Below are 19,863 nucleotides of genomic sequence, written 5' to 3' on the forward strand. Positions count from 1 at the left end.
GATCACCCCCCGCCGCTGAGGTGGACGACCGCGCTGACCGCGTGGTTGACCAGCGTCTCCAGTGCCTTCGGCAGGATCGCGATCGCCGTGCCGGCGAGGGTGAGCACGAGGAAGATCTTCGCGGGGAACCCGAGCTGGAACGCGTTGAGCGCGGGTGCCACCCGGTTGAGCAGGCCGAACGCCACATCGGTGAGGAACAGGACGGCGATCAGCGGCCCGGCGATCTGCAACGCGGACACGAACATCTCGCCGACGCCCTCGATGAGCAGCTTGTTGAACGTCTCCATGGAGAAGCTCGCGTCCAGCGGCAGCGTCTTGTAGGACTCCATGAAGCCCCGGAGCACGAGCTGGTGGCCACCGCTGGCGAACAGCAGGGTCACCGCCACGAGGTTGTAGAAGCGGCCGAAGACCGAGCTCTGGTTCTGCGACAGCGGGTCGTACGCCGAGGCCAGGGTGAAGCCACCGAAGACGTCCAGCAGGTCACCGGCGGCCTGGACCGCGGCGAAGAGCAGCAGCGTGATGAAGCCGAGCGCCGCGCCGACGAAGACCTGCAGGGCGGTCGCCGCGATGATCGCCGACGTCTCGATCACCGGCACCGCGGAGGTCAGGTACGGCGCCATCGGCAGCGAGATCCCGATCGAGAGCAGCACCTTCACCTGCGCGGGGATCAGCCGGGAGTTGAACGGCGGGCAGAGCATGAGCCAGGCACCGGCGCGCGCCGCGCCGAGGAAGATCGCGATCAGCTGCCCGATCGGGATGTCCCAGTTCATCGGTACGAGCTGACAAGCGCCGTGATGATCAGCCCCCACCCGTTGACCAGCACGAACAGCAGCAGCTTGAACGGCATGGCGACGGTCACCGGTGGCAGCATCATCATGCCCAGCGACATCAGCGACGCCGAGACGACCATGTCGATGATGAGGAACGGGATGAAGACGACGAACCCGATGATGAACGCGGCCCGCAGCTCGGAGAGCACGAACGCGGGGATCAGCGTGGTCAGCTCGACGTCGTCGACCTTGGCCGGGGCCTCCTGACCGGACACCTTGATCATCAGGGCGAGCTCGTCCTGGCGCGTGGTCTTGAGCATGAACCCGCGCAGCGGCTGCACGCCGTCCTTGAAGGCCTGCGACTGGGTCTTGTCACCGGCGAGGTAGGGCTGCACGCCCTGCTCGTTGATGTCGCTCAGCACCGGGCTCATGATGAAGAGGCTGACGAACAGCGCCAGCCCGGCGAGCACCTGGTTGGGTGGCATGCTGGTGAGCCCCAGCGCGTTGCGGCAGATCCCGAGGACCATGAAGACCTTGGTGAAACAGGTGCAGAGCAGCAGCGCGGCCGGCGCCACCGAGAGCAGCGTCAGGCCGAGCACGATCACCAGCGAGGTCGCCGGTTTGCTGCCGTCCGGGTTCGTCCCGTTGATGTTGAAGTTGATGCTGCCGCCGCTCGGGGTCACCTCCGGCGCGACGGGCGCGGTCGGCCCGGGTGCCCGGGGAAGTTCATAGCGAACCGGCACGGGAACGGGTTGCGGCGGTGCGGCCTGTGCGGCTGCCGCGGGCAGCAGCCAGCCAAGGGCCAGCAACAGGATGATCACCGTACGCCGCCACATGTCAGCGCCTCGTCGTCCGGTCACGCAGAAAGTTCAAGGTCGAGCTCCAGGTACGCGGTGACAGCACCGAGCCGTCCAGCTTGCCGCCGTGATGGGGCAGCACCATCGGATGTGCCGGCAGCAGGTCGTCCGGCTCCATGGCCAGGTGGTCACGCTTCTTGAGCAGGTGGTGCGTCTCGTGCTCGAAGGCTTTCAGTTCGGTCTCGCCGAGCAGGCTGACCTGGGCGTCCGTGACACCGAGGATCAGTGCCCGGTCTGCCACCTGGACCACCGCGATCGACGAGCCCCGGCTGAGCGTCTGCCGGTTGAGCACGTGCAGGTTGCCGTGCCCGCTGCCGATGCCACCGCGCCGGATGACCCTCGCCAGCCCCCAGAGCAGGCCGAAGACGACCAGCAGCGAGAAGCCGATGCGCATGGCGAGCTCGAACAACGGTTACTCCCGTTCGCTGCCGGGAGAGACGATCTCCGTGATCCGGATGCCGAAGTTCTCGTCGATCACGACCACCTCGCCACGGGCCACGAGCCGGCCGTTGACCAGCAGGTCGGCGGGGCTGCCGGCGGCCCGGTCGAGCTCGACGATCGCCCCCGGGCTCAGCGAGAGCAGCTCGCGCACGCTCATCCGGGTCCGGCCCAGCTCGGCCGAGACCTCCATCTCGACGTCGTGCAGCATGTCCAGACCGCCACGCATCACCCCCGCGCCGGCCGGGCCGCGCTTCGCCATGCCACCCGGCGCACCGTCGGACGGCCACGGGCTCAGCGCCAGCGCCAGCACGGCCCGGATCTCGCCACCGTCGAGCAGCGGTACGGCGATCGCGTCGGGCTTGGCCGCGATCGCGCTCAGCGCCACCCCGGGTTCCATCAGCTGACCCGGGTCGAGCACGGTCGGCCCGAACGCCCGGGACGCGGCTTCCAGGGCCGGGCGTACGGCGGCGGTCAGGTCCAGCTCGCCGAGCGGGCTCTCCTTCAGCGCGTCGGCGAGGTCCTGGCCCACCACGACGACCACCTCGCCGGTGGCCGCGCCGGTGAACTTCGCGGTGATCGCCTGCCCGGTGGTCAGCATGTCGGGGGAGGCCGGCACGGGTGCGCCGACTATCAGCTCCCGGCTGGTCGGCAGCACCGCCAGGGCGGCCTCCGCGGCGGTACGGACCAGCGCGAGCTGTGGCTCGGTGATCGTGGGCGCGGTCATCTACGTTCTTCCTCCTTGGGCGACGGCACGACCAGGCACGCGAGCCGGGCACCCTGATTGCCGGGAACCGCATGAGCGAAAACGGTCTCGTTGACGGTCACCTCGAGCGGCACGCTGGTCAGATGGCCCAGCGGCACGACATCGCCGGGGCGTAGATCCACGATGTCATCGGTGCGCATCCGGATGGGGTGGAATCGGACAGCTACGTCGATCGGCGCCGCGGAAAGTCCGGCTGTGAGGTTGCGCAGGGAGTTCTCGCGTACCATGCGCTCGGCCGGGGTGAGCTCGATGGTCTCCTGCTTCTCCAGCACCGGCAGAATGGTGTTGAACGGCAGGCAGATGCTGGCCACGCACTCCTCGGTGCCGATCTTCATCTCGAACGAGGCGATCACCACCGCGTCGCCGGGCTGGTGCGCGCGCAGGAATTGCGCGTTGTACTCGATCTCCTTGAGCTTCGGGTGGATGTCCACCAGCGACTCGAAGCCGTAGCGCAGTTCGCCGAGCATCCGTTCCTGCAGCCCGCGCAGCAGCGGCATCTCCACCTCGGTGAGCGGCCGCTCCGGCTGGGCACCGCCGGGGCCACCGAGCATGTGATCAATCGCGGTCATCACGGCGGACGAGGCCATCTCCATGAGCACCGTGCCGGGCAGCGGGTCGATGGAGACCACGGCGATGACCGTCGGGTTGGACAGGGAGGCGACGTACTCGTCGTAGTTCAGTTGTTCGATCGAGACCAGTGAGACGCTGCTGATGACGCGCAGGCGGGTGGTGAACAGGGTGCCGCAGCTTCGGGCGTACGTCTCGAAAGCGATCTGCAGGGTCCGCACGTGGTCGCGGGAGAGCTTGATCGGCTTGCGGAAGTCGTACGTCGTCGGCCCCGCGCCGGCGCCTCGGCGGGACATCTTTCCGGAGGGACGGGTCGCGGAGGTGGTCACGTCGTCCTCATCGGCTCCCTTCCGCAACCGCTGAGGCGTACGGCGTGCTATGTCCTTATCTACGGCGAATGGGCGGATCCGCTCGCCGCGGACCCGCCCATGTCTGTGCCGGTGTTACTGGGTGACGAAGGAGGTGAAGTAGATGCCCATCACCAGGTCCTTGTCGTCGACGTTGTACGCCTTCTCGATCTTCTCGAGCAGTTCGCCCTTCACCGTCTCGCGGCCCTTCTCGGTCTCCAGCTCGCCGATCGCCATCCCGGTGTACTGGTCGATCGCGAGGTCGATCGCCTCCGCGGTGTCGACCTCCGTCTCGCCGGCCTCCTCGGTCATCTGCAGCGCGAACCCGAGCTTGAGGTAGTGGCCGTCGGCCAGGTTGATGGTCAGTGCGTTCTCCAGCGAGACGACCGCGCCCTTGACCGGAGCCTTCGGGGTGTCGTCGCTCTTTTTGAAGAAGAGGAAGTACGCGGCCGCACCGCCACCACCGAGCAGCACGACGGCCGCGATGATGATGATCAGCATCTTCTTGGACTTCTTCGGCGCTTCCGCCGCGGCGTCCTTTTCCTTCTCGTCCTTCGCCATCGGAACTCCTTCCGTCCTGCTCAGTCGTGGGTGGTGGTCGTCGTGGATTCGGTGGTGGTGCTGGTCTTGCCCGTCTCGGCCTTCTCCGCGGCCTCGGCGGCGGTCTTGGCCTGCTCCGAGGTCTGGCCGGAGTGCAGCTTGGCGTCGTCACCGGCCGCGGCCGGCAGCAGTGCCGCCTGCTCCGGGTTGAGCGTGGTCAGGACCACGACGTCGACGCGGCGGTTCATGGTGACCGCCCGCGGGTCCTTCGGGTCGATCAACGGCTTGGTGTCGGAGTTGCCGACCGCGGTCATCCGACCCTTGGCCAGCCCGTGGTCGATCAGGTAGCGCACGGTTGTCGAGGCACGTGCCGCCGACAGCTCCCAGCCGCTCGGGTAGAACGTCGTCGTCGCCTTGAGCTGGTTGGTGTTGCCGTCGACCTCGATGTTGTTCGGCAGCTTCACCAGGGCCGGCGCGATCGCGTCCAGGATCTTCTTGCCACCGGCCTGCAGGTCCGCCCGGTTGCCCGCGAAGACCACCTCGTTGGTCACGATGGTGACCACCAGGCCGCGCCGGTCGATCGTGAACTTGACCTGACCGAGCAGCTTGTTCTTCTCGAGCTGGTCGGCGATCTTGTTCTCGAGCTTCTTGAGGTCCTCGGCCTCCTTGGTCGCCGCCTGCGCGTCCTTCGAGGCCTGCGCCCGGCTCGCCGCCTGGACGGCGCGCTCGACGGCTTCCTTCTGCTCCTTGGTCATGCCGGCCGTGCCGCTCCCGCCGCTGCCGGGGTTGACGCCCGGGTCGATCGGGACGACGTTGGTGGCCTGACCCGCGCCGTCAAGGTTGGACACGTTGCCCTGGAAAGCCGCGCTGGAGGCGCCGAACCCCTCGGAGAGGCCGGCCGCCAGCTCGGCGAACTTCTTCTGGTCGACGCTGCTCATCGAGAACAGCACCACGAACAGCACGAAGAGAAGCGTGAGCATGTCGGCGTACGACACGAGCCAGCGCTCGTGATTGACGTGCTCTTCGTGCTCCTCGTGACCGCCCTTCTTCCGACGGCCCCCGCCTCCTGAGCTCATTCGTTATGCCGCCTTCTTGGTGGATGCGGCCTCAGCGGCCTTCGCAGCGTCGGGGGGCAGGAGACTACGCAGCTTCTGGGCGACCAGACGCGGGTTCGAGCCGGCCTGGATAGCGAGGACACCGTCGATCACGAGCTCCATCTCCTCGGCCTCGATACCCGAGAGCCGGGCGAGCCGGGCGGCGACGGGCAGGAAGATCAGGTTGGCCGAGAGCACACCCCACAGGGTCGCGACGAACGCCGCGGCGATGGAGTGGCCCAGCGACTCCGGCTTGTCGAGGTTCTCGAGCACGTGCACGAGGCCCATGACCGTGCCGATGATGCCGACGGTCGGGGCGTACCCGCCCATGTTCTCGAAGATCTTCATGCCGGCCTTGTCGGCCTTCTTCTTCGCGGCGACCTCGGCGTGCAGGATGTCGTGCAGCTCCTCCGGGTCCGTGCCGTCGATCGCCAGCTGCAGGCCGCGCTTCAGGAAGGGGTGCTCCACGGTCTTGACCGCGTCCTCGAGGGCCAGCAGGCCCTCGCGGCGGGCCCGCTCGGCCAGCTTCACGACATCGTCGACCAGCTTGTTCGGCGGGGCGACCTTGGCCAGGAAGGCCTTCTGCAGCAGCTTGCCGGCGCCGAGGGCGTCCTTGAGCACGCCACCCGCCATACCGGCACAGAACGCGCCGCCGAAGACCAGCAGCATCGACGGGATCAGGATGATGGAGGCGGGGCTACCGCCCTCCAGGATCTGCACGGTGAAGACGATCACCAGGGCGACGACTACACCAATGATGGTGGCGAGGTCCATCAACGGTCCTTTCGGTGCAGCGGCAGCACGGTCGCGTTCTTCGACGGTGCGTCCTCGGCGGTCAGGTCGGCGGTGGCCGGCTCGGCCTCCATGCGGCTCGCCTGGGCGATCAGCGAAGCGCGGTAGTGCCGCACCGAGTCGATGAACTCGGGCACGGACTCGGCAATGACGTACTTGGTGCCGTCCACCAGCGTGATGACCGTGTCGGGCGTGCAGTCCGCGCGCTCGACCAGGTCGGGGTTCAGGGCGAAAACGGCTCCGTTGAGGCGGGTTACGAGAATCACGACATCCGTCCTTGGGGCGTCTATTGGCTGGTGGGCCGTCCGTGGCCCTTCACATGACCATTCGGCCTGTTTCCGGTTGCCGATGAGCGCGTTCCGGTCGCATTCCGGGTGCGAGCATCGCCGGAAACGCAGATGCCGGGGCGGGCCATGCGGCCCGTCCCGGCATCGCCGGCTGTGCGGTCTATCAGCGCTTGAGGTTGACGAGCTCCTGGAGGATCTCGTCGCTGGTGGTGATGATCCGGCTGTTGGCCTGGAAACCGCGCTGCGCGATGACCAGGTTGGTGAACTCCTGCGCGAGGTCGACGTTCGACATCTCCAGCGCGCCGTTGGTGATCGTGCCGAGCCCGGCCGAGCCGGCCGCACCGACCTGAGCGAGGCCGGAGTTCACGGTGCTGCGGAACATCGAGTCGCCGATCTTCTCCAGCCCGTTCACGTTGTTGAAGTTGGCCAGAGCGAGCTGGCCGAGCGTTTGCTTGAGACCGTTGGAGAACACGCCGACGATCTGCCCGGTGTTCGACACCGTGTACGAGCTCAGAATGCCCGCCCCCGACCCGTTCGCGTCGCTGACCCGGGCCTCGGTGTTGCCGCTGTAATGCGTGAGGTCGGTGATGTCCACGTCGTAGGTCTCGGTGCCCTCGGTGAGGGTCAGGCTGGTCAACGGCGTGACACCGTCGGCGGCCACCGGTTTACCGTTCACGAACGTGATCGGGACGGCGGTGCCGGTCGGGGTCTTGGCGGTCCACTCGTTGGCCCCGGATTTGGTGAGGGTCACGTTCAGCGTGCTGGAGGCGCCGTTCTCGTCGACGACGGGAATCGGGATCACCTTGGAACTGCCCGCTGTGGCACCCGTGGCGTCGATCGGGGCCTCGTACGACAGATTGCCGGTCAGGGTGAACTTGGTGGTCTGCTCCGGCGCCAGGCTGATACCGATCGGCAGCTTGATGTTGCCGGGGGCCCCGGCGATGTTGACCTCGCCGTCGGTGTTCGCGGACCAGCCCTGCACGATCTGGCCGTTCGGGGTGGTCAGCGAGCCGTTGGCGTCGAAGTTGAACGAGCCGGCCCGGGTGTAGACCGACTCCCCGCCGCTCTTCACGACGAAGAAGCCGTCACCCTGGATCATCATGTCGCCGGACTTGCCGGTGGTCTGCGCGGCGCCCTGGCTGAAGTTCGCGTTGATGCTCGCCGTCTTCACACCGAGGCCGACCTGCGCCGGGTTGGTGCCGCCCGCGCCGTTCTGCGGGGCACCGGCGGCGTTGACCATCTGCGACAGCGTGTCCTGGAAGACGGTCTGGCTGGACTTGTAACCCGTGGTGTTGACGTTGGCGATGTTGTTGCCCGTCACATCCATCATCTGCTGGTGCGCGCGCAGGCCACTGATGCCGGAGAAGAGGGAACGCAGCATAGGTCAGATTTCCTTCGTGGTAGAGGAATCGGAGGCGGTGTTCTCAGTTGCGGTCTGCTCAGCCGGTTTTGCCCCGGCGGCCGGCGTCGGCGTTGCCGCGGCCGGGGTGGCTGCGACAGGCGCGGGGCTGGTGGTGGCCGCGGGCGTGGCGCCCGCCGCTTGCTGAACTTCCGTGACCTTGGACAGCTGCACATCCATGTTCCCGACCACGAGCGTCGGTTCGCTGTCTCCGTTGAGCTTCGTCTTCGTGACGACGCCCGAGTGGGTGTTGCCGTCGCCGTCCTGATACGTGACGGTCTGGCCGACCAGCGCGCTCGCGCCGATCAACTGCTGGGCCTGCAACATGTCGGCGATCTGGCCCAGCTTCTCGACCTGGGTGAACTGCGCGGTCTGCGCGAGGAACTGGGTCGAGTCCGCCGGATTGCTGGGGTCCTGATACTTCAGCTGGGCGACCAGCAGCTTCATGAACGTGTCCTGGTCGGCGACCGACTTGCTCGCGCCGGCGTCCGTTGTCGTCTTGGTGGTGTACATCGACGTGGACTTGGCGGTCTTGTCGTCGTACTTGCCGTTGCTGACGATTCCGTTGATCGGCGAGGTCATGACCGGCCCTCCTGAAGTAGCGGTTGGTGCCCTCGCACAACAGGTTCGGCCAGGTTGCCAAATCGCTTAGGCCCTGTTTACGGGGCTGTTACAGCGGCTAAGCCTCGATGTCGAGGCGACTGTTGCCGGTGGGACGCGACGGGACCGGGGTGGTCTCGGCAGGCACGTCGGTCGCTCCCGCATTCCCGTTACCCGTACGCCCACCGCCCCCGCCCCCGTTGTTCATGAACGCGAACTGCTGGCGAGCCTGCTCCTGCCCCGAACCCTGGCGCAGATCCACCGACGTACCCGTAAATCCCGACTGTTCGAGCTCGCGCCGCAGGTCATCCAGGGCATTACGCAGCGACTCATGCCCCGCGTCGGTGGAACTCGTCAACTGCACGCTCACCTCGCCGTTACGGATCTCGGCGACGACCTGCACCGGTCCCAGGTCGACCGGGTGCAGATTCACGGTCAGCCGGTGTACGCCGTCCGCGTCGAGCTTCAGCGGAGTGATCCGGGTTGCCAGCTGCATGGCGAGCGGCCCGGGCGTGGGCGGCGCGGGCGGCGGCGCGACGTTCGACACCGGTGCGGCGGGTGCGGTCGGTGCGGTGGGCCCGACCCCGGTGATGCCCCCGATGGGGAAGTCCTGACCGGGGATTCCCGGTGTGGCTCCGGCCCTCTGCGCACCTGCCTGACCGGCAAGATCCTGGCCGGTGCCCTGGCTGTTCGTGCCCTGACTGTTCGAGTTCTGGCTGTTCGAGTCTTGGCCGCTGGATTCCTGGCCCGGGTTGCCGGTCTCGGAGGACGGGTCGCCCGTTGTCGCGTCGGCGGAAGCGCTGGTCGCGGGATCGCCCACGGCGAGGTCGTCGCGGCCGGCGGGCTGGTCGCCGATTCCGGGGTTCGCATCGGTGTCGCTCAGCGGTGTCGCTGTGACGTCGGCGGCGGCCGGACCGTCGGCGGCTGCAACGGCGGGCGCGTTCGCGGCACCCGGGTCGGTTGCGGCCGGCCCCGTTGTCGTCGCGGCCGGGTCCGTTGCTGCTGGGCCTGTTGCTGCTGGGCCGGTCATTGCTGGGCCGGTTGTTGGGCCGATTGTCGCTGGGTCGGTAGTTGCTGGGCCGGTCGTTGCCGACGCGCCGGTTGCGGCCGGGCCGGTCGTCGCGGCGCCGGCTGAGGGAACGGTCGTCCCACCGCTGATCGCGGCCTCGGCGGTGGTGACAAGATCGGCGGTGTTGGCCGCGCTCACTGCGGCTGCCGCGGCGGGTCCGATGGGTACGCCCGCAGCGCCGGTCCCCGTACCCATCCCATCCGCAATCGCCTGAGCCACCGCGTCCGGGGTCATGGCACCGGCCTGCCCCATGGCTGCCTGCGCGCCGACCGGAAGTCCGGACTGCGGCCCGATCGCCACGCCGGTGAGCGACTGGGGCTGCCCGGCCAGATCTACCTCGGCCTGCGAGACGGCGTCCGCCTGGGTCATCGCGGTCTGAGCGGCACTGCTCGGCGCCAGCGAGATGCCGGGCGGCGGGGCGGCCGCGGCTTTCGCAGCCGCCTGCGTCTCGGCCTGAGCCCACGCTGCGGCCTGTGCGGTGCCCACGTTCGTGATCGGCGCGGCGCCTGAGCCGGCCTCCTCGCTGGCCGCCGCGTTCGCCGCGGTGCCGGTCGCGACAAGCGCGATCTGCGGCACCGGGGTCAGCACGGCTGCCTGCGTGATTCCGGCGGTTTCGGTCGTCCCGGCGCTCACCTCGGCCTGTTCATCGGACGACGCGGTCTCGTCCGCCGCTGCCCGGGCTTGCGGGCTCGGCGCCTCGGCTCCTTCCGGCCTGCCGTTCTCCGATCCGGGGCGCAGGGCTTCCGGGCGGCGGTGCTCGGGCCTGCGATGCCCAGCCCGTTCGAGGCCAGCCTGCTCGGCGCTCGGCCGTTCGGCGCCGGGACGGTCCGGGCCGGGCCGGGCCTGCTCAACCCGTTCCGGACGGTCGTTCGCGCCGCGCTCGATCCGGCTGCGCTCAGCGTTGTCGCGTTTGATCCGGCTGCGCTCAGCATTGCCGCGCTCGATCTGGCTGCGCTCTGTGCTGTCGCGTTCGATCCGGCCGCGCTCTATGGGGTTGCGCTCCACTGGGCGATGTTCGATGGGGCGACGTTCGATGGGGCCACGTTCGATCGGGCCACGTTCGATGGGGCGGCGTTCGATGGGAGGCCGGTCGATCTGGGTGCGCGCTGCCGGGTGGCGGTCGAGTGCGGGCGGTTCGATGCGGGGTCGTTCGATCTGGGGTCGTTCGATGCTGGGCCGTTCGATCGGGGGTCGTTCGGCGAGGGCGCGCTGGGCGGTGGCTCGGCGGGCGGCGGCGAGGCTCTGGTCCGACTTCTGGTCCGTCCGTTGTTGATCTGCCCGCTGCTGGGTGGCGCGTTCCAGCAGCTGCTCGGTGCGGGAGCGGCGCAGATCGGCCAGGCGGCTGTCGGCTGCCCGGCCCGCGTCCAGGCCGGGGTCGATCGGGGTGCCACGGTCGAGTTCGGCCGAGAGCGCTGATCCGAAGGCCTCGCCGCCGTCGCCCCCCGAGCTTGCCGAGCGGCGGGAGGTGTCAATCGCGGGCCTGCGTTCGGGGCCGTTGACAGAGCTCGTCATGGGCGCGTCCTTTCAGTTCAGCCGGGCTCGGCCCGTCCGGGCGGCCCATCCAGGCGGCTCAGCCGAGCGCGGCGAGCGCCTTCTGGACCTTCGGCACGTACGCCTGGGTCTCCGCGAACGGCGGGATGCCGCCGTACTTGTGGACGTTGCCCCCGCCCGCGTTGTACGCCGCGAGCGCCAGCGGCACCGACTTGAATTCCTTCAGGTGGCTGGAGAGCAGCTTCGCGGCGCCGTTGATGGCCTGCTTCGGGTCGAAGGCATCGTCCACACCGAGGCCGCGTGCGGTGGCCGGCATGAGTTGCATCAGACCCTGGGCGCCGACCTTGCTGACGGCTTTCGGGTTGTAGCCCGACTCGACCTTCGCCACGGCGGCGAGGAGCTTGGGAGAGACGCCGTACTTCGCACCCGCCTTGACGAACATGTCGGCGTACGGCACTCCCGCGAGCGAACTGGAGTTCTGCAGGCTGGCCGGGCGGACAGCGGCTGCCGCTGCGGCACCGTTCGCCCCGGTCACCGCGGCGGCACCGGTGGCGTCCGAGGTGCCGACGACCCGGCGGATGTGGGTCGGCGTCTCGTAGACCGACTGAATCTTGACATGGTCGCCGGGCTTCGGCGCCGCGATCATCTTGTTGTTGCCGACATAGATGGCGACGTGGTCGACCGGCTTGTCGAACGCCAGGATGTCGCCGGGCTTCGCGTTGGCCAGGCTGTCCACCTTGGTGCCGGCCTGGGCCTGCTGCTTCGAGTTGCGCGGCAGATCGACACCGAGATCCTTGTACGCCCGCTGCACCAGCGCCGAGCAGTCCAGACCCTTGGCGGGGTCGGTGCTCCCGAAGACATACTTCGTGCCGAGGTACTTCTTCGCCGAGTCGACCACGGCCTGGCCGGTGACGCCGGGACTGGTGGGGCCCGCGGTGGCTCCCGCGAGCGCATTCGCGAACGACGTGCCCGAGGTCGTAGAGGTGCCGGTAGCGGTGGTGGTGCCGGTGGTGCCAGTGGTCGTGGGCGCGATCCCGAGCTGCGTCTTAAGCTCGGAGATGCGCGACATGACACCCTGAACACCGATCATTCCCGGCTCCCGTCGTCCGCGTCCTCATCTTCGAGTTCGGCGCGATCGGCGGGCCGCTTAGCGACAACGGCCAACCGGTCCCGGGCGGCGTCGATGGACTGCCGCGCGTCGGCCAGGTCGATCATCGGACGCTGAGCGGCGACGGAGTTCGCGGTCTCCCGGGCCTCGTCCTCCCGCTCGGCGGCCGACCGCCGATTCGCAACCGACCCGGCCCCCGTACGCAGCACACTTCCCCGCTCCTCCGCCGTGTCAACGCCCCGAGCGGCATTGCGGGCCTTGGACGTCACCGCGATCTCGTCAAGATTGTTCTGCTCGGTAGCCAGATCAAGATGCTTGATCGTCTCGGCGTGCCGCTCGGCCATCATCTCCACCGCACGCCGGCGTTTCGCAGCATCGGCCAGCTCAGCGACCTTCTCCCGGGTGCGCTCCTCCGCCTCATCCACCAGCTTGTGCGCCCCGGAGAGGGTGGCAGCCAGCGACTGCCGCGCCACCATCGACGCCACCATCGCCCGCGCGGTCCCCTCACTCGGGGCATCGGCACCGGCCAGGTCAAGCTGGCGCCGCTTCACCAGCGCCTGCGCGTCCCGGATCTCCTGCCGCGACTGGATGACCGCGCCACGAGCGGCATCCTCCTGGGCTTTCCGCGCCCGCAGCACGGGCCCGAGCCGGAACATCCGATTCACAAGACCTCCCAGAGAAGCGCCTACACAGACCCGGTCGGCCCGTCACCCCAACCACTGAGCCTCTGCACCCGACCTGCAACCCGGCCCCAAAAGCCGGACCGTTACCACCTCATTGCACCCAGCTAGATTGCCCACAATTAAGTTGCCCACAATTAGGTTGTGCGCAATTAAATTGTGCACAACCTAATTGCGCACAACCTAATGCGGAGCGGTCGGCTGGATTGAGGCTTATGTCCGTATATCGGGGGGCGGATGCCCGGTTCCACCCGCGCCGCGAGTTCCGTGACCGGGTCGGCGGCGAGCACTGCATCACGGCAGGCGGGCACCGGGAATTTGCTCCGGGCGTACTGAAACGGTCAGGAATTTGCGATGAGCTGGCGCAATTGCGCCCAGGCCTGGTCGGCGGGGACCTTTTCGTCCAGGCCCTGGCGCAGGAAGGCGGTGATCTGCGGCCAGATCGCCGTGGCGCGGTCGGCCTCCGGGTTGGTGCCGGGGACGTAGGCGCCGATCTCGACCAGTTCGCGGACGTCGCGGTGGGCGGCCATCATGCGGCGGAGTTCGGTGGCGTCGCTCTTCTGTTCGGCGGTGGTGATCTTGTTGGCTACGCGGGAGATGGAGTCGAGGGACTGGATGCTGGGGAAGTGGCCGGCGGTGGCCAGTTTGCGGTCAAGGACGATGTGGCCGTCGAGGATCGAGCGGGCGGCGTCGGCGATGGGTTCGTTGTGGTCGTCGCCCTCGACGAGGACGGTGTAGAGGCCGGTGATGCTGCCGCGGGCGCCCGGGCCGGCTCGTTCCAGCAGGGAGGCGAGCATGGCGAAGACCGAGGGTGGGTAGCCGCGGGTGGCGGGGGGTTCGCCGACGCTGAGGCCGACTTCGCGCTGGGCCATCGCGGCGCGGGTGACGCTGTCCATGAGCATCAGGACGTCGCCGCCCTCGTCGCGGAAGTATTCGGCGATGCGGGTGGCCACGAGCGGGGCGCGGAGCCGGACCAGCGGCGGGGTGTCCGAGGTGGCGATGACCACCACGGAGCGGGCCAGGCCTTCGGGGCCCAGGTCGTGCTCGATGAACTCGCGGACCTCGCGGCCACGCTCGCCGACCAGGGCGACGACGTTGAGCTCGGCGGTCGTCCCACGGGTGATCATGGACATCAGGGTGCTCTTGCCGACGCCGGAGCCGGCGAAGATGCCGATCCGCTGGCCGCGGCCGCAGGGGACGAGTGTGTCCAGGACGCGTACGCCCAACGGCATCGGCCGGTCGACCAGCTGCCGCTCCATCGCCGACGGCGGGGCGGCCTCGATGCTGACCATCTCGCCCCTGAGCGGGGGTCCGCCGTCCATCGGGCGGCCCAGCCCGTCCAGGATCCGTCCGCGTAGGTCCGGGCCGACGGCTACCCGTAGCGGGCCGCCGGTGTTGGTGACCGGGCTGCCGGTGCCGAGGCCGGCGATCGGGCCCAGCGGCAGGCAGGCGAGCCGGTCCCCGTCGAGCGCGGCGACCTCGGCCAGGATCGCGTCGGGGCCCTCGTTGATCTGCAGGAGGTCGCCGACCCGCGCCTCCAGGCCGCTCACCGTCACGCGCAGACCCACCGCCCCGGTGACCTTGCCCCGGCTCAGCGGCTGGGCCGCGGTGAGGGCGGCGTTGATGCGGTTACGGAAGACGTCGGTCACAGTCGCAGGGCTTCCTTCGCTCTAGCCACGGCGGCCGCGATCGAGGCGTCGACCGTCGTGGTGCCGGTCTCGGCCACGGCGTCGCCGGGGTGCAGGGCCGGCTCGGGGCGCAGATGCACCGGCCGGCCCTCGTAGTTGTAGTCCGCGTCGGTTGCCGTGCCGACCAGACTGCGGAAGTCGTCGGGATGCAGGCTCACGACGACGTCGCCCTGGTCGGGGGCGGCGTTCATGGCCCGGCGCAGCGCTGCCGCGGCCCGGCCCTCGGCGTCGTCCATGGCCCGCCCGATGATGGCCTCGGCCAGCTCGAACGCGTGCCCCAGCACCGCCTCCTGCAGTTCGTGCAGGGTCGGCATGAGCTGGGTCTCCAGGTTGGTGACCGCCCGGCCGAGCGCGTTCACCGACTGGGCGAGGGCGGCCGCGCGGCGCTGGTCGTGGGCGTTTTCCCGGGCCTGGGCCCGTTCGGCGGCCGCTTCCGCCTCGAGCGCGGCGGCCCGCTGGCCCTGCGCCCAGCCCTCGGCGTACCCGGCGGTGCGGGCTTCCTGTTTGGCCCGTTCGACCGGGGCGGAATCCATGGGTACGCCGCGGCGCAGATCCACGCCGAAGCTGACCGCGGTCGCCGATTCGGCCACCGAGCCCCGCAGCACCGGCTTCTCCTCAGGCAATGAGTTCCTCCGCCTCGCCGCGCTGGATCTCGATCTGGCCGGAGTCCTCGAGCGAGCGGATCACCGAGACGATCTTCTGCTGCGCCTCCTCGACCATCTTGACCTTGACCGGACCCATCAGGTCCATCTCCTCGACCAGGTTCTCCCGGCCGCGTTCGGACAGGTTGCCGGTGACCTTGTCGCGGACGTCGTCGCCGACACCCTTGAGCGCGAGCGCGAGGTCGGCGGGTTCGACCTGACGCAGCACCAGCTGGATCGAGCGGTCGTCGAGGGACGTGATGTCCTCGAACATGAACATCCGCCGGCGGATCTCCTCGGCGATCTCCGGGTTGCGCTTCTCCAGCGCCTCCAGGATGAGCCGCTCGGTGGTGCGGTCCGCGCGGTTGATGATGTCGACCAGCGGTTGCAGGCCACCGACCGTGGACAGCTCGTCGGGCTGGAGCACGCTGGACAGCTTGCGTTGCAGCGCCATCTCGACCTGGCGGATCACGTCCGGCGAGGTGCGGTCCATGACGGCGATCCGGTGTGCGACGTCCGACTGCACCTCGGGGGCGAGCCCGGACAGGATCGACGAGGCGAGCGCCGACGGGATGTGCGCGAGGACCAGCGCGATCGTCTGCGGGTGCTCGTACTGCACGTAGGAGAGCAGTTGGCGGGGATCGGCGTGGCTGAGGAAGTTGAACGGCATGTCGGTCATCGAGGCCTGCAGCCGGTCCAGGATCAGCTGGGCGCGTTCGACACCGAGGGAGGCTTCGAGCAGCTCACGGGCGTACGCCATGCCACCCGCACCGGCGTGCTTGGTCGTGGCCAGCGCGTAGAACTCGTCGATGACGTCGCCGACCACGTCCGGCTCGAGCTTGCCGAGCCGGGCGATCTCGGCGGAGAGCTCCTCGACCTCGCCCTCGCTCATGTTGGCCAGGACCCGGGTGGAGTACTCCTTGCCCATCCGCACCAGCAGGATGGCCGCCTTGCGCAGGCCGGTCATCGACGTGGTGCTCAGCGCTGCTGGCGTGGTCAATGTGGTTCCTCCTTGAACCAAGGGGCGGGGGACGAGCTTGAACCAGGGGGGGCGGGGGACGAGCTTGAACCAGGCTCAGCGACCGGCGCCGAGCCAGCCCCGCAACAGTGCGGCCATCTCCTCGGGCTGGTCCTCGACCATCTGCTCGATCTCACGCTGACGCTCCTCGAGCTCCTGGAAGCTCGCGTTCGCCTCGATGGCCGCCGACGGGATCGCCGCGTTCAGCTCGGCGAGACGCTGCGCCTCCAGGGCGGCCTGCATCTCCTCGAGGTGTTTGAGCTCGGCGGTGGTCAGCGACTTGCGCTTCTTCTGCTTCCGGCTCCAGCGCCAAGCGATGAACATCAGCAGGAGTACGACCAGCGCCATCGCGGCGGTCCTGATCAGCGAGGTCTGCTTGGCCGTGGTGTCGGCCGCGACGGAGGCGGCCAGCGCGTCCTTGGCGGCGGTCGCGGCGCTGGTGTCGAACGCCATCGCGCTGACCGCGATCGTGTCCCCGCGGGTCGCGTCGATCCCGGCGGCGGCGCTGACCAGCTGCTGCACGTCCGCCTGGTTGACGGCGCCGGCGGTGGTGGCGTCCAGCAGCACCGCCACGCTCAGGCGCTTGATGCTGCCCGGGGCGCTGTTGCGGGTCTCGGTGGTCTTGTCGACCGCGTTGTTGCGCACGGTGTTGCTGTTCTCGTACTGCCCGGTCCCGGCCGTGTTGGTGGTGCCGTTCGGAACCTGGATGTTGTCCGGGCCGAGCACCCCGCCCTGGCCGTTGCCGTTGCCGTTGTACGCCTCCCGGCTGATGCTCTCGGACAACGCCGCGACCGACGGGTCGGAGGTGAACTTCTCGGTGTTCGTCTCCACCGTGTCGAAGTCGAGCTCGGCGGTCGTGGTGACCACGGAGTGCCCCGGCCCGACCACGGAGTCCAGCATGGCCTGCAACGAGTTGTTGAGCCGGGTCTGGAACTGCACGGTCGCCGAGTCGGAGCCGCTGTCGCTGCCGCTGCCGCCGATTGCCGCGCCGCCACCGGTCGAGAGGATCTTGCCGTCCGCGCCGGCCACGGTCACCTGGGTCGGGTCGAGGCCTTCGACGCTCGACGCGACGAGGTGGACGATCGACTGCACCTGGTCGCCGGAGAGCGGTTCGCTCGGCGAGGTCTGCACCAGCACGGACGCCGTGGTCTTGTTCTGGTCGTCGGCGAAGACGTCTTTCTGAGGCATGACGAGGTGTACGGTCGCCGCCTCCACGCCGTCGATCGCTTTGATGGTGTTCGCCAGCTCGCCCTCGAGCGCCCGCTGGTAGTTCGTGTGCTGCATGAAGTCGCTGGTGGTGATCCCCTGCTGGTCGAGCAGCGAGTAGCCGGTGTCGGCATCCCCGGGTAGGCCCTCACCGGATAGCTGCAGCCGCAGATTATTCACCTGGTCCTGCGGGACGAGGATCGTGGAGCCACCGTTGGCCAGCTCGTACGCCGTCCCGGACTTGTCCAGCGACTCGACGATCGCACTCGCGTCCTTCGTCGACAGATTGCTGAACAGCGGGGAGTACGAGGGTTTGGAGGCCCAGGTCGCGAAGAAGTAACCGCCGATGAGCAGCGCGAGCAACGCCGCGACCGTCACGGCCTTCTGGCCAGGGGTAAAGGACTTGAAGGTGTCGCCGACTTTACGAACAGGCGCGGGGAGACGGTCAGACATTTTAGGCCTGCATTCTCATGATTTCCTGAAATGCTTCGACAGCTTTGTTACGGATGGCCATGGTCATCTGCAGGCCGAGCGAGGCCTCGGTGGCCGCCATCGTGTACTGCGCCGGGTCCTGCAGGGATCCGTTGGCCACCTGTACGGCGAGATCGCTCGCGTTCGCCTGGGACGCCTGCACGCTCTCCAGGCCCTTCGACAACATGCTCGCGAAGTCGCCGCCGGCCGCACCGGCTCCGGTGGTGGCCGCCGCGCCCGAGGCACCGCTGATCGCGCTGACGCTGGAGAGACCGTTCACGGCACCGAGCGCGCTGATGGGGGACGTCATGATCAGCCCTTCCCGAGGTTGATCGCGGCCTGGTAGGACTCCTTGGCGCGGTCGACGACCGAGATGTTCGCCTGGTACGCCCGCTGCGCCATCATCAACTGAGCCATCTGGCTGCCGAGGTCGATGTCGGGGCGGCGCACGTAGCCCTCGGTGTCGGCGAGCGGGTTGTCCGGCTCGTACGCGAGCTGGCCCTCGGCACTGCCATAGGCGATCCCGCCGACCTGGGCCCCGTTGCCGTCCTGGGCCTCCTGCGCAACGACGTACCGGGCCTGGAAGGCACTCTCCGAGGTCCGGCTGACGTTGTCCATGTTGGCGATGTTGTCCGAGACGGCGTCGAGCCATTTGCGGTAGACGGTGACGCCGGATGCGGCTGTGCCGATCGCGTTGAAGGTGCTCATCTAGGATCAGGCCCCCTTGATCGCGTCGCGGATCAACCCGTACTTGCTGTCGAGGGCGCGGATCGTCAGCTGGTAGCGCATCGTGGTGTCGATGTGCGACAGCGTCTCCTCGTCGAGGTTGACGTTGCTGCCGTTCAGGCGCGACGGCTCCAGCGAGTTCTGCACGCTCGGCGTCACCGACGAGGGCGAGGCACCGTGCTTGACGGCGCTGCTGAGCGCCTCCTCGAACTTGACCTTACGGGCCTGGTACCCAGGGGTCTCGATGTTCGCGATGTTGTTGGAAATGGCGTTCTGCCGGGCGGACAGGCCGGCGACTGCGACGCGGAGCGAGGACGATGCGACGTCATCGAACACGGCAGTGTTCCTTCCAGTGGTGCGAGGCCGCCGTTCCTTGGCGAGCTGTACGAGCAGTCCGTTGCTCGTACTCTCAGGTTCGGCCTGACCGTCGATCCGCTGAGGCGCAAATGGTTGCCGGACGGTTGCTGTGTCCCTACCCAAGCCTGGACTATCAGTCGGCGAAGCGAAAAACCCGGGACCAGAGCAAACGGTCCCGGGTGTCGTCTTTCGTCTGTTACATGGCGCAATCGAGGAAGACGGGGCGTTTGGTGGCCTCGCCGGTCTCGATCCTGCTGGTCATCACCTGCTGGACCCGCGTGCTCGTGAGCCGTCGCGCGATCTCCTCGGCGGCCGCGAGCTGACGGGTGAGGATCTCGTCGGCCCGCGGCCTGAGCTCCAGTGGCAGTGCGCCGAGCTCGGTCGGCGGTTGCCACAGGTTCGACTCGGGCAGCTCGGCGAGGCGTCGCTCGTCGGCCAGCATGGTCTCGATCGTGACGACGTCCAGCTCGAGCTCGTCGAGCGCGGCGGTCCAGGCGCTTCGCCACTCTGTGGTCACGCTGTTTCCCGCCTCGCTCTGGGTGCTCATCGGTGTGATCAGGCCGGATTGGCCGCTGCCAGCAGGGCTGCTTCGCGCCAGGCGTCGCGCAGCGGTTCGATCATGCCCCGGCAGGTGGCCACCCGGTCGGCGTCCCGGGCGATGTTCGCCCCGATCAGCTCGGTGAGCAGGTAGCCGTAGAGGTTGGCCAGCCCAGGTGCGCCGGCCCACGCGTCGACGTCGAGCGTCGTGCGCAGCTCCAGGATGATCTCCTGGGCGTGGTTCAGCTTGTCGTTCGCGACTTCCCGTTCGCCGTTGCGCAGCGACTCCTCGCCTTGCACCAGGTCCATCACGAGGCGGTCGTAGAGCATGATCAGTAGCTTCGCCGGCGAGGCCGTGTTGATGGAGTCCTGCAGGTAACGGTTCAGCGGTGAGGTCATCGGTTCCCTTTGCTC

The 19,863-nt window shown here is 68.5% G+C and carries 24 protein-coding genes; 1 reads left to right on the forward strand and 23 read right to left on the reverse strand.

Features of this window, described 5'->3' with window-relative positions:
• Positions 1–2: 2 nt before the first annotated feature.
• From fliR to Aco04nite_RS50070, 12 genes are all read right to left on the reverse strand, one after another.
• Positions 3–770, reverse strand: coding sequence for a flagellar biosynthetic protein FliR (fliR, locus tag Aco04nite_RS29115; RefSeq protein WP_213000452.1), 768 nt, complete (start codon positions 768–770; stop codon positions 3–5).
• Positions 767–1,630 carry a flagellar type III secretion system pore protein FliP gene (fliP, locus tag Aco04nite_RS29120; protein ID WP_244876377.1) on the reverse strand — a complete coding sequence of 288 codons (864 nt, stop codon included), beginning with the start codon at positions 1,628–1,630 and terminating at the stop codon, positions 767–769. The genes fliR and fliP overlap by 4 nt, the downstream gene beginning before the upstream one ends.
• Positions 1,608–2,036 (reverse strand): flagellar biosynthetic protein FliO, encoded by a 429-nt coding sequence (gene fliO / locus Aco04nite_RS29125; protein WP_203838123.1) that lies wholly within the window; start codon positions 2,034–2,036, stop codon positions 1,608–1,610. The genes fliP and fliO overlap by 23 nt, the downstream gene beginning before the upstream one ends.
• A 3-nt stretch (positions 2,037–2,039) precedes the next feature.
• Positions 2,040–2,792, reverse strand: coding sequence for a flagellar motor switch protein FliN (fliN, locus tag Aco04nite_RS29130; RefSeq protein WP_213000453.1), 753 nt, complete (start codon positions 2,790–2,792; stop codon positions 2,040–2,042).
• The gene (locus tag Aco04nite_RS29135) at positions 2,789–3,727 is read right to left on the reverse strand and encodes a flagellar motor switch protein FliM (RefSeq protein ID WP_244876378.1); all 939 of its coding nucleotides are present in this window, start codon (positions 3,725–3,727) and stop codon (positions 2,789–2,791) included. The genes fliN and Aco04nite_RS29135 overlap by 4 nt, the downstream gene beginning before the upstream one ends.
• Positions 3,728–3,841: 114 nt before the next feature.
• Positions 3,842–4,306, reverse strand: coding sequence for a flagellar basal body-associated FliL family protein (locus Aco04nite_RS29140; protein WP_213000454.1), 465 nt, complete (start codon positions 4,304–4,306; stop codon positions 3,842–3,844).
• A 20-nt stretch (positions 4,307–4,326) separates the two neighbouring features.
• Positions 4,327–5,361, reverse strand: coding sequence for a flagellar motor protein MotB (locus Aco04nite_RS29145; protein ID WP_213000455.1), 1,035 nt, complete (start codon positions 5,359–5,361; stop codon positions 4,327–4,329).
• A 3-nt stretch (positions 5,362–5,364) separates the two neighbouring features.
• A complete protein-coding gene (locus tag Aco04nite_RS29150; RefSeq protein WP_203838127.1) occupies positions 5,365–6,153 on the reverse strand; it encodes a flagellar motor protein in 789 nt (262 codons plus the stop codon).
• On the reverse strand, positions 6,153–6,437 hold the full coding sequence (locus tag Aco04nite_RS29155; RefSeq protein WP_203838128.1) for a flagellar FlbD family protein: 285 nt from the start codon (positions 6,435–6,437) through the stop codon (positions 6,153–6,155). Before Aco04nite_RS29155 ends, Aco04nite_RS29150 begins: the two co-directional genes overlap by 1 nt.
• A 184-nt stretch (positions 6,438–6,621) precedes the next feature.
• Positions 6,622–7,839 (reverse strand): flagellar hook protein FlgE, encoded by a 1,218-nt coding sequence (locus tag Aco04nite_RS29160; RefSeq protein WP_213000456.1) that lies wholly within the window; start codon positions 7,837–7,839, stop codon positions 6,622–6,624.
• A gap of 3 nt (positions 7,840–7,842) precedes the next feature.
• Positions 7,843–8,439: a flagellar hook assembly protein FlgD gene (locus Aco04nite_RS29165; RefSeq protein ID WP_213000457.1), complete on the reverse strand. Its 597-nt coding sequence runs from the start codon at positions 8,437–8,439 to the stop codon at positions 7,843–7,845.
• 97 nt (positions 8,440–8,536) lie between these two features.
• A complete protein-coding gene (locus tag Aco04nite_RS50070; RefSeq protein ID WP_369076657.1) occupies positions 8,537–9,895 on the reverse strand; it encodes a flagellar hook-length control protein FliK in 1,359 nt (452 codons plus the stop codon).
• Positions 9,896–10,537: 642 nt separating this feature from the next.
• Between Aco04nite_RS50070 and Aco04nite_RS50075 the strand changes: the two genes are divergently transcribed.
• On the forward strand, positions 10,538–10,942 hold the full coding sequence (locus Aco04nite_RS50075; RefSeq protein WP_369076658.1) for a hypothetical protein: 405 nt from the start codon (positions 10,538–10,540) through the stop codon (positions 10,940–10,942).
• A 154-nt stretch (positions 10,943–11,096) separates the two neighbouring features.
• Here Aco04nite_RS50075 and Aco04nite_RS49745 read toward each other — a convergent pair whose 3' ends face one another.
• The 11 genes from Aco04nite_RS49745 to fliS form a co-directional block, all read right to left on the reverse strand.
• Entirely contained in the window at positions 11,097–12,107 is a 1,011-nt protein-coding gene (locus Aco04nite_RS49745) for a transglycosylase SLT domain-containing protein (protein WP_213000460.1), read from the reverse strand.
• Positions 12,104–12,781, reverse strand: a complete 678-nt coding sequence (locus tag Aco04nite_RS49135) for a flagellar FliJ family protein (protein ID WP_498370767.1) — start codon at positions 12,779–12,781, stop codon at positions 12,104–12,106. The genes Aco04nite_RS49745 and Aco04nite_RS49135 overlap by 4 nt, the downstream gene beginning before the upstream one ends.
• A 365-nt stretch (positions 12,782–13,146) precedes the next feature.
• Complete coding sequence (locus Aco04nite_RS29190; protein WP_213000461.1) at positions 13,147–14,454, reverse strand: FliI/YscN family ATPase; 1,308 nt, start codon at positions 14,452–14,454, stop codon at positions 13,147–13,149.
• Positions 14,451–15,116: a FliH/SctL family protein gene (locus Aco04nite_RS29195; RefSeq protein WP_244876381.1), complete on the reverse strand. Its 666-nt coding sequence runs from the start codon at positions 15,114–15,116 to the stop codon at positions 14,451–14,453. Before Aco04nite_RS29195 ends, Aco04nite_RS29190 begins: the two co-directional genes overlap by 4 nt.
• Positions 15,109–16,134: a flagellar motor switch protein FliG gene (gene fliG / locus Aco04nite_RS29200; protein WP_213000462.1), complete on the reverse strand. Its 1,026-nt coding sequence runs from the start codon at positions 16,132–16,134 to the stop codon at positions 15,109–15,111. The genes Aco04nite_RS29195 and fliG overlap by 8 nt, the downstream gene beginning before the upstream one ends.
• Positions 16,135–16,209: 75 nt before the next feature.
• Positions 16,210–17,811 carry a flagellar basal-body MS-ring/collar protein FliF gene (gene fliF, locus Aco04nite_RS29205; RefSeq protein WP_213000463.1) on the reverse strand — a complete coding sequence of 534 codons (1,602 nt, stop codon included), beginning with the start codon at positions 17,809–17,811 and terminating at the stop codon, positions 16,210–16,212.
• A 1-nt stretch (position 17,812) separates the two neighbouring features.
• Positions 17,813–18,139 (reverse strand): flagellar hook-basal body complex protein FliE, encoded by a 327-nt coding sequence (gene fliE / locus Aco04nite_RS29210; protein WP_213000464.1) that lies wholly within the window; start codon positions 18,137–18,139, stop codon positions 17,813–17,815.
• A 2-nt stretch (positions 18,140–18,141) separates the two neighbouring features.
• Entirely contained in the window at positions 18,142–18,537 is a 396-nt protein-coding gene (locus Aco04nite_RS29215; RefSeq protein WP_203838137.1) for a flagellar basal body rod protein FlgC, read from the reverse strand.
• Positions 18,538–18,543: 6 nt separating this feature from the next.
• The gene (flgB, locus tag Aco04nite_RS29220; RefSeq protein ID WP_213000465.1) at positions 18,544–18,891 is read right to left on the reverse strand and encodes a flagellar basal body rod protein FlgB; all 348 of its coding nucleotides are present in this window, start codon (positions 18,889–18,891) and stop codon (positions 18,544–18,546) included.
• A gap of 217 nt (positions 18,892–19,108) precedes the next feature.
• Positions 19,109–19,459, reverse strand: coding sequence for a hypothetical protein (locus tag Aco04nite_RS29225; protein WP_244876382.1), 351 nt, complete (start codon positions 19,457–19,459; stop codon positions 19,109–19,111).
• Positions 19,460–19,467: 8 nt separating this feature from the next.
• On the reverse strand, positions 19,468–19,848 hold the full coding sequence (gene fliS / locus Aco04nite_RS29230) for a flagellar export chaperone FliS (protein WP_203838139.1): 381 nt from the start codon (positions 19,846–19,848) through the stop codon (positions 19,468–19,470).
• Positions 19,849–19,863: the final 15 nt, after the last annotated feature.

The sequence above is a fragment of the Winogradskya consettensis genome (assembly GCF_018332715.1).
Lineage (GTDB): Bacteria > Actinomycetota > Actinomycetes > Mycobacteriales > Micromonosporaceae > Actinoplanes > Actinoplanes consettensis.

Excerpts from the sequence above, each read along its gene's own strand:
- fliR (WP_213000452.1), bottom strand. The coding sequence starts at position 770 with ATGAACTGGGACATCCCGATCGGGCAGCTGATCGCGATCTTCCTCGGC.
- fliN (WP_213000453.1), bottom strand. The coding sequence starts at position 2,792 with ATGACCGCGCCCACGATCACCGAGCCACAGCTCGCGCTGGTCCGTACC.
- Aco04nite_RS29160 (WP_213000456.1), bottom strand. The coding sequence starts at position 7,839 with ATGCTGCGTTCCCTCTTCTCCGGCATCAGTGGCCTGCGCGCGCACCAG.
- Aco04nite_RS49135 (WP_498370767.1), bottom strand. The coding sequence starts at position 12,781 with ATGTTCCGGCTCGGGCCCGTGCTGCGGGCGCGGAAAGCCCAGGAGGAT.
- Aco04nite_RS29150 (WP_203838127.1), bottom strand. The coding sequence starts at position 6,153 with ATGGACCTCGCCACCATCATTGGTGTAGTCGTCGCCCTGGTGATCGTC.
- Aco04nite_RS50075 (WP_369076658.1), top strand. The coding sequence starts at position 10,538 with ATGTTCGATGGGGCGACGTTCGATGGGGCCACGTTCGATCGGGCCACG.
- fliS (WP_203838139.1), bottom strand. The coding sequence starts at position 19,848 with ATGACCTCACCGCTGAACCGTTACCTGCAGGACTCCATCAACACGGCC.
- Aco04nite_RS29225 (WP_244876382.1), bottom strand. The coding sequence starts at position 19,459 with ATGAGCACCCAGAGCGAGGCGGGAAACAGCGTGACCACAGAGTGGCGA.
- fliE (WP_213000464.1), bottom strand. The coding sequence starts at position 18,139 with ATGACGTCCCCCATCAGCGCGCTCGGTGCCGTGAACGGTCTCTCCAGC.
- Aco04nite_RS29140 (WP_213000454.1), bottom strand. The coding sequence starts at position 4,306 with ATGGCGAAGGACGAGAAGGAAAAGGACGCCGCGGCGGAAGCGCCGAAG.
- Aco04nite_RS49745 (WP_213000460.1), bottom strand. The coding sequence starts at position 12,107 with ATGATCGGTGTTCAGGGTGTCATGTCGCGCATCTCCGAGCTTAAGACG.
- Aco04nite_RS50070 (WP_369076657.1), bottom strand. The coding sequence starts at position 9,895 with ATGACCCAGGCGGACGCCGTCTCGCAGGCCGAGGTAGATCTGGCCGGG.
- Aco04nite_RS29145 (WP_213000455.1), bottom strand. The coding sequence starts at position 5,361 with ATGAGCTCAGGAGGCGGGGGCCGTCGGAAGAAGGGCGGTCACGAGGAG.
- fliF (WP_213000463.1), bottom strand. The coding sequence starts at position 17,811 with ATGTCTGACCGTCTCCCCGCGCCTGTTCGTAAAGTCGGCGACACCTTC.
- Aco04nite_RS29215 (WP_203838137.1), bottom strand. The coding sequence starts at position 18,537 with ATGAGCACCTTCAACGCGATCGGCACAGCCGCATCCGGCGTCACCGTC.
- Aco04nite_RS29165 (WP_213000457.1), bottom strand. The coding sequence starts at position 8,439 with ATGACCTCGCCGATCAACGGAATCGTCAGCAACGGCAAGTACGACGAC.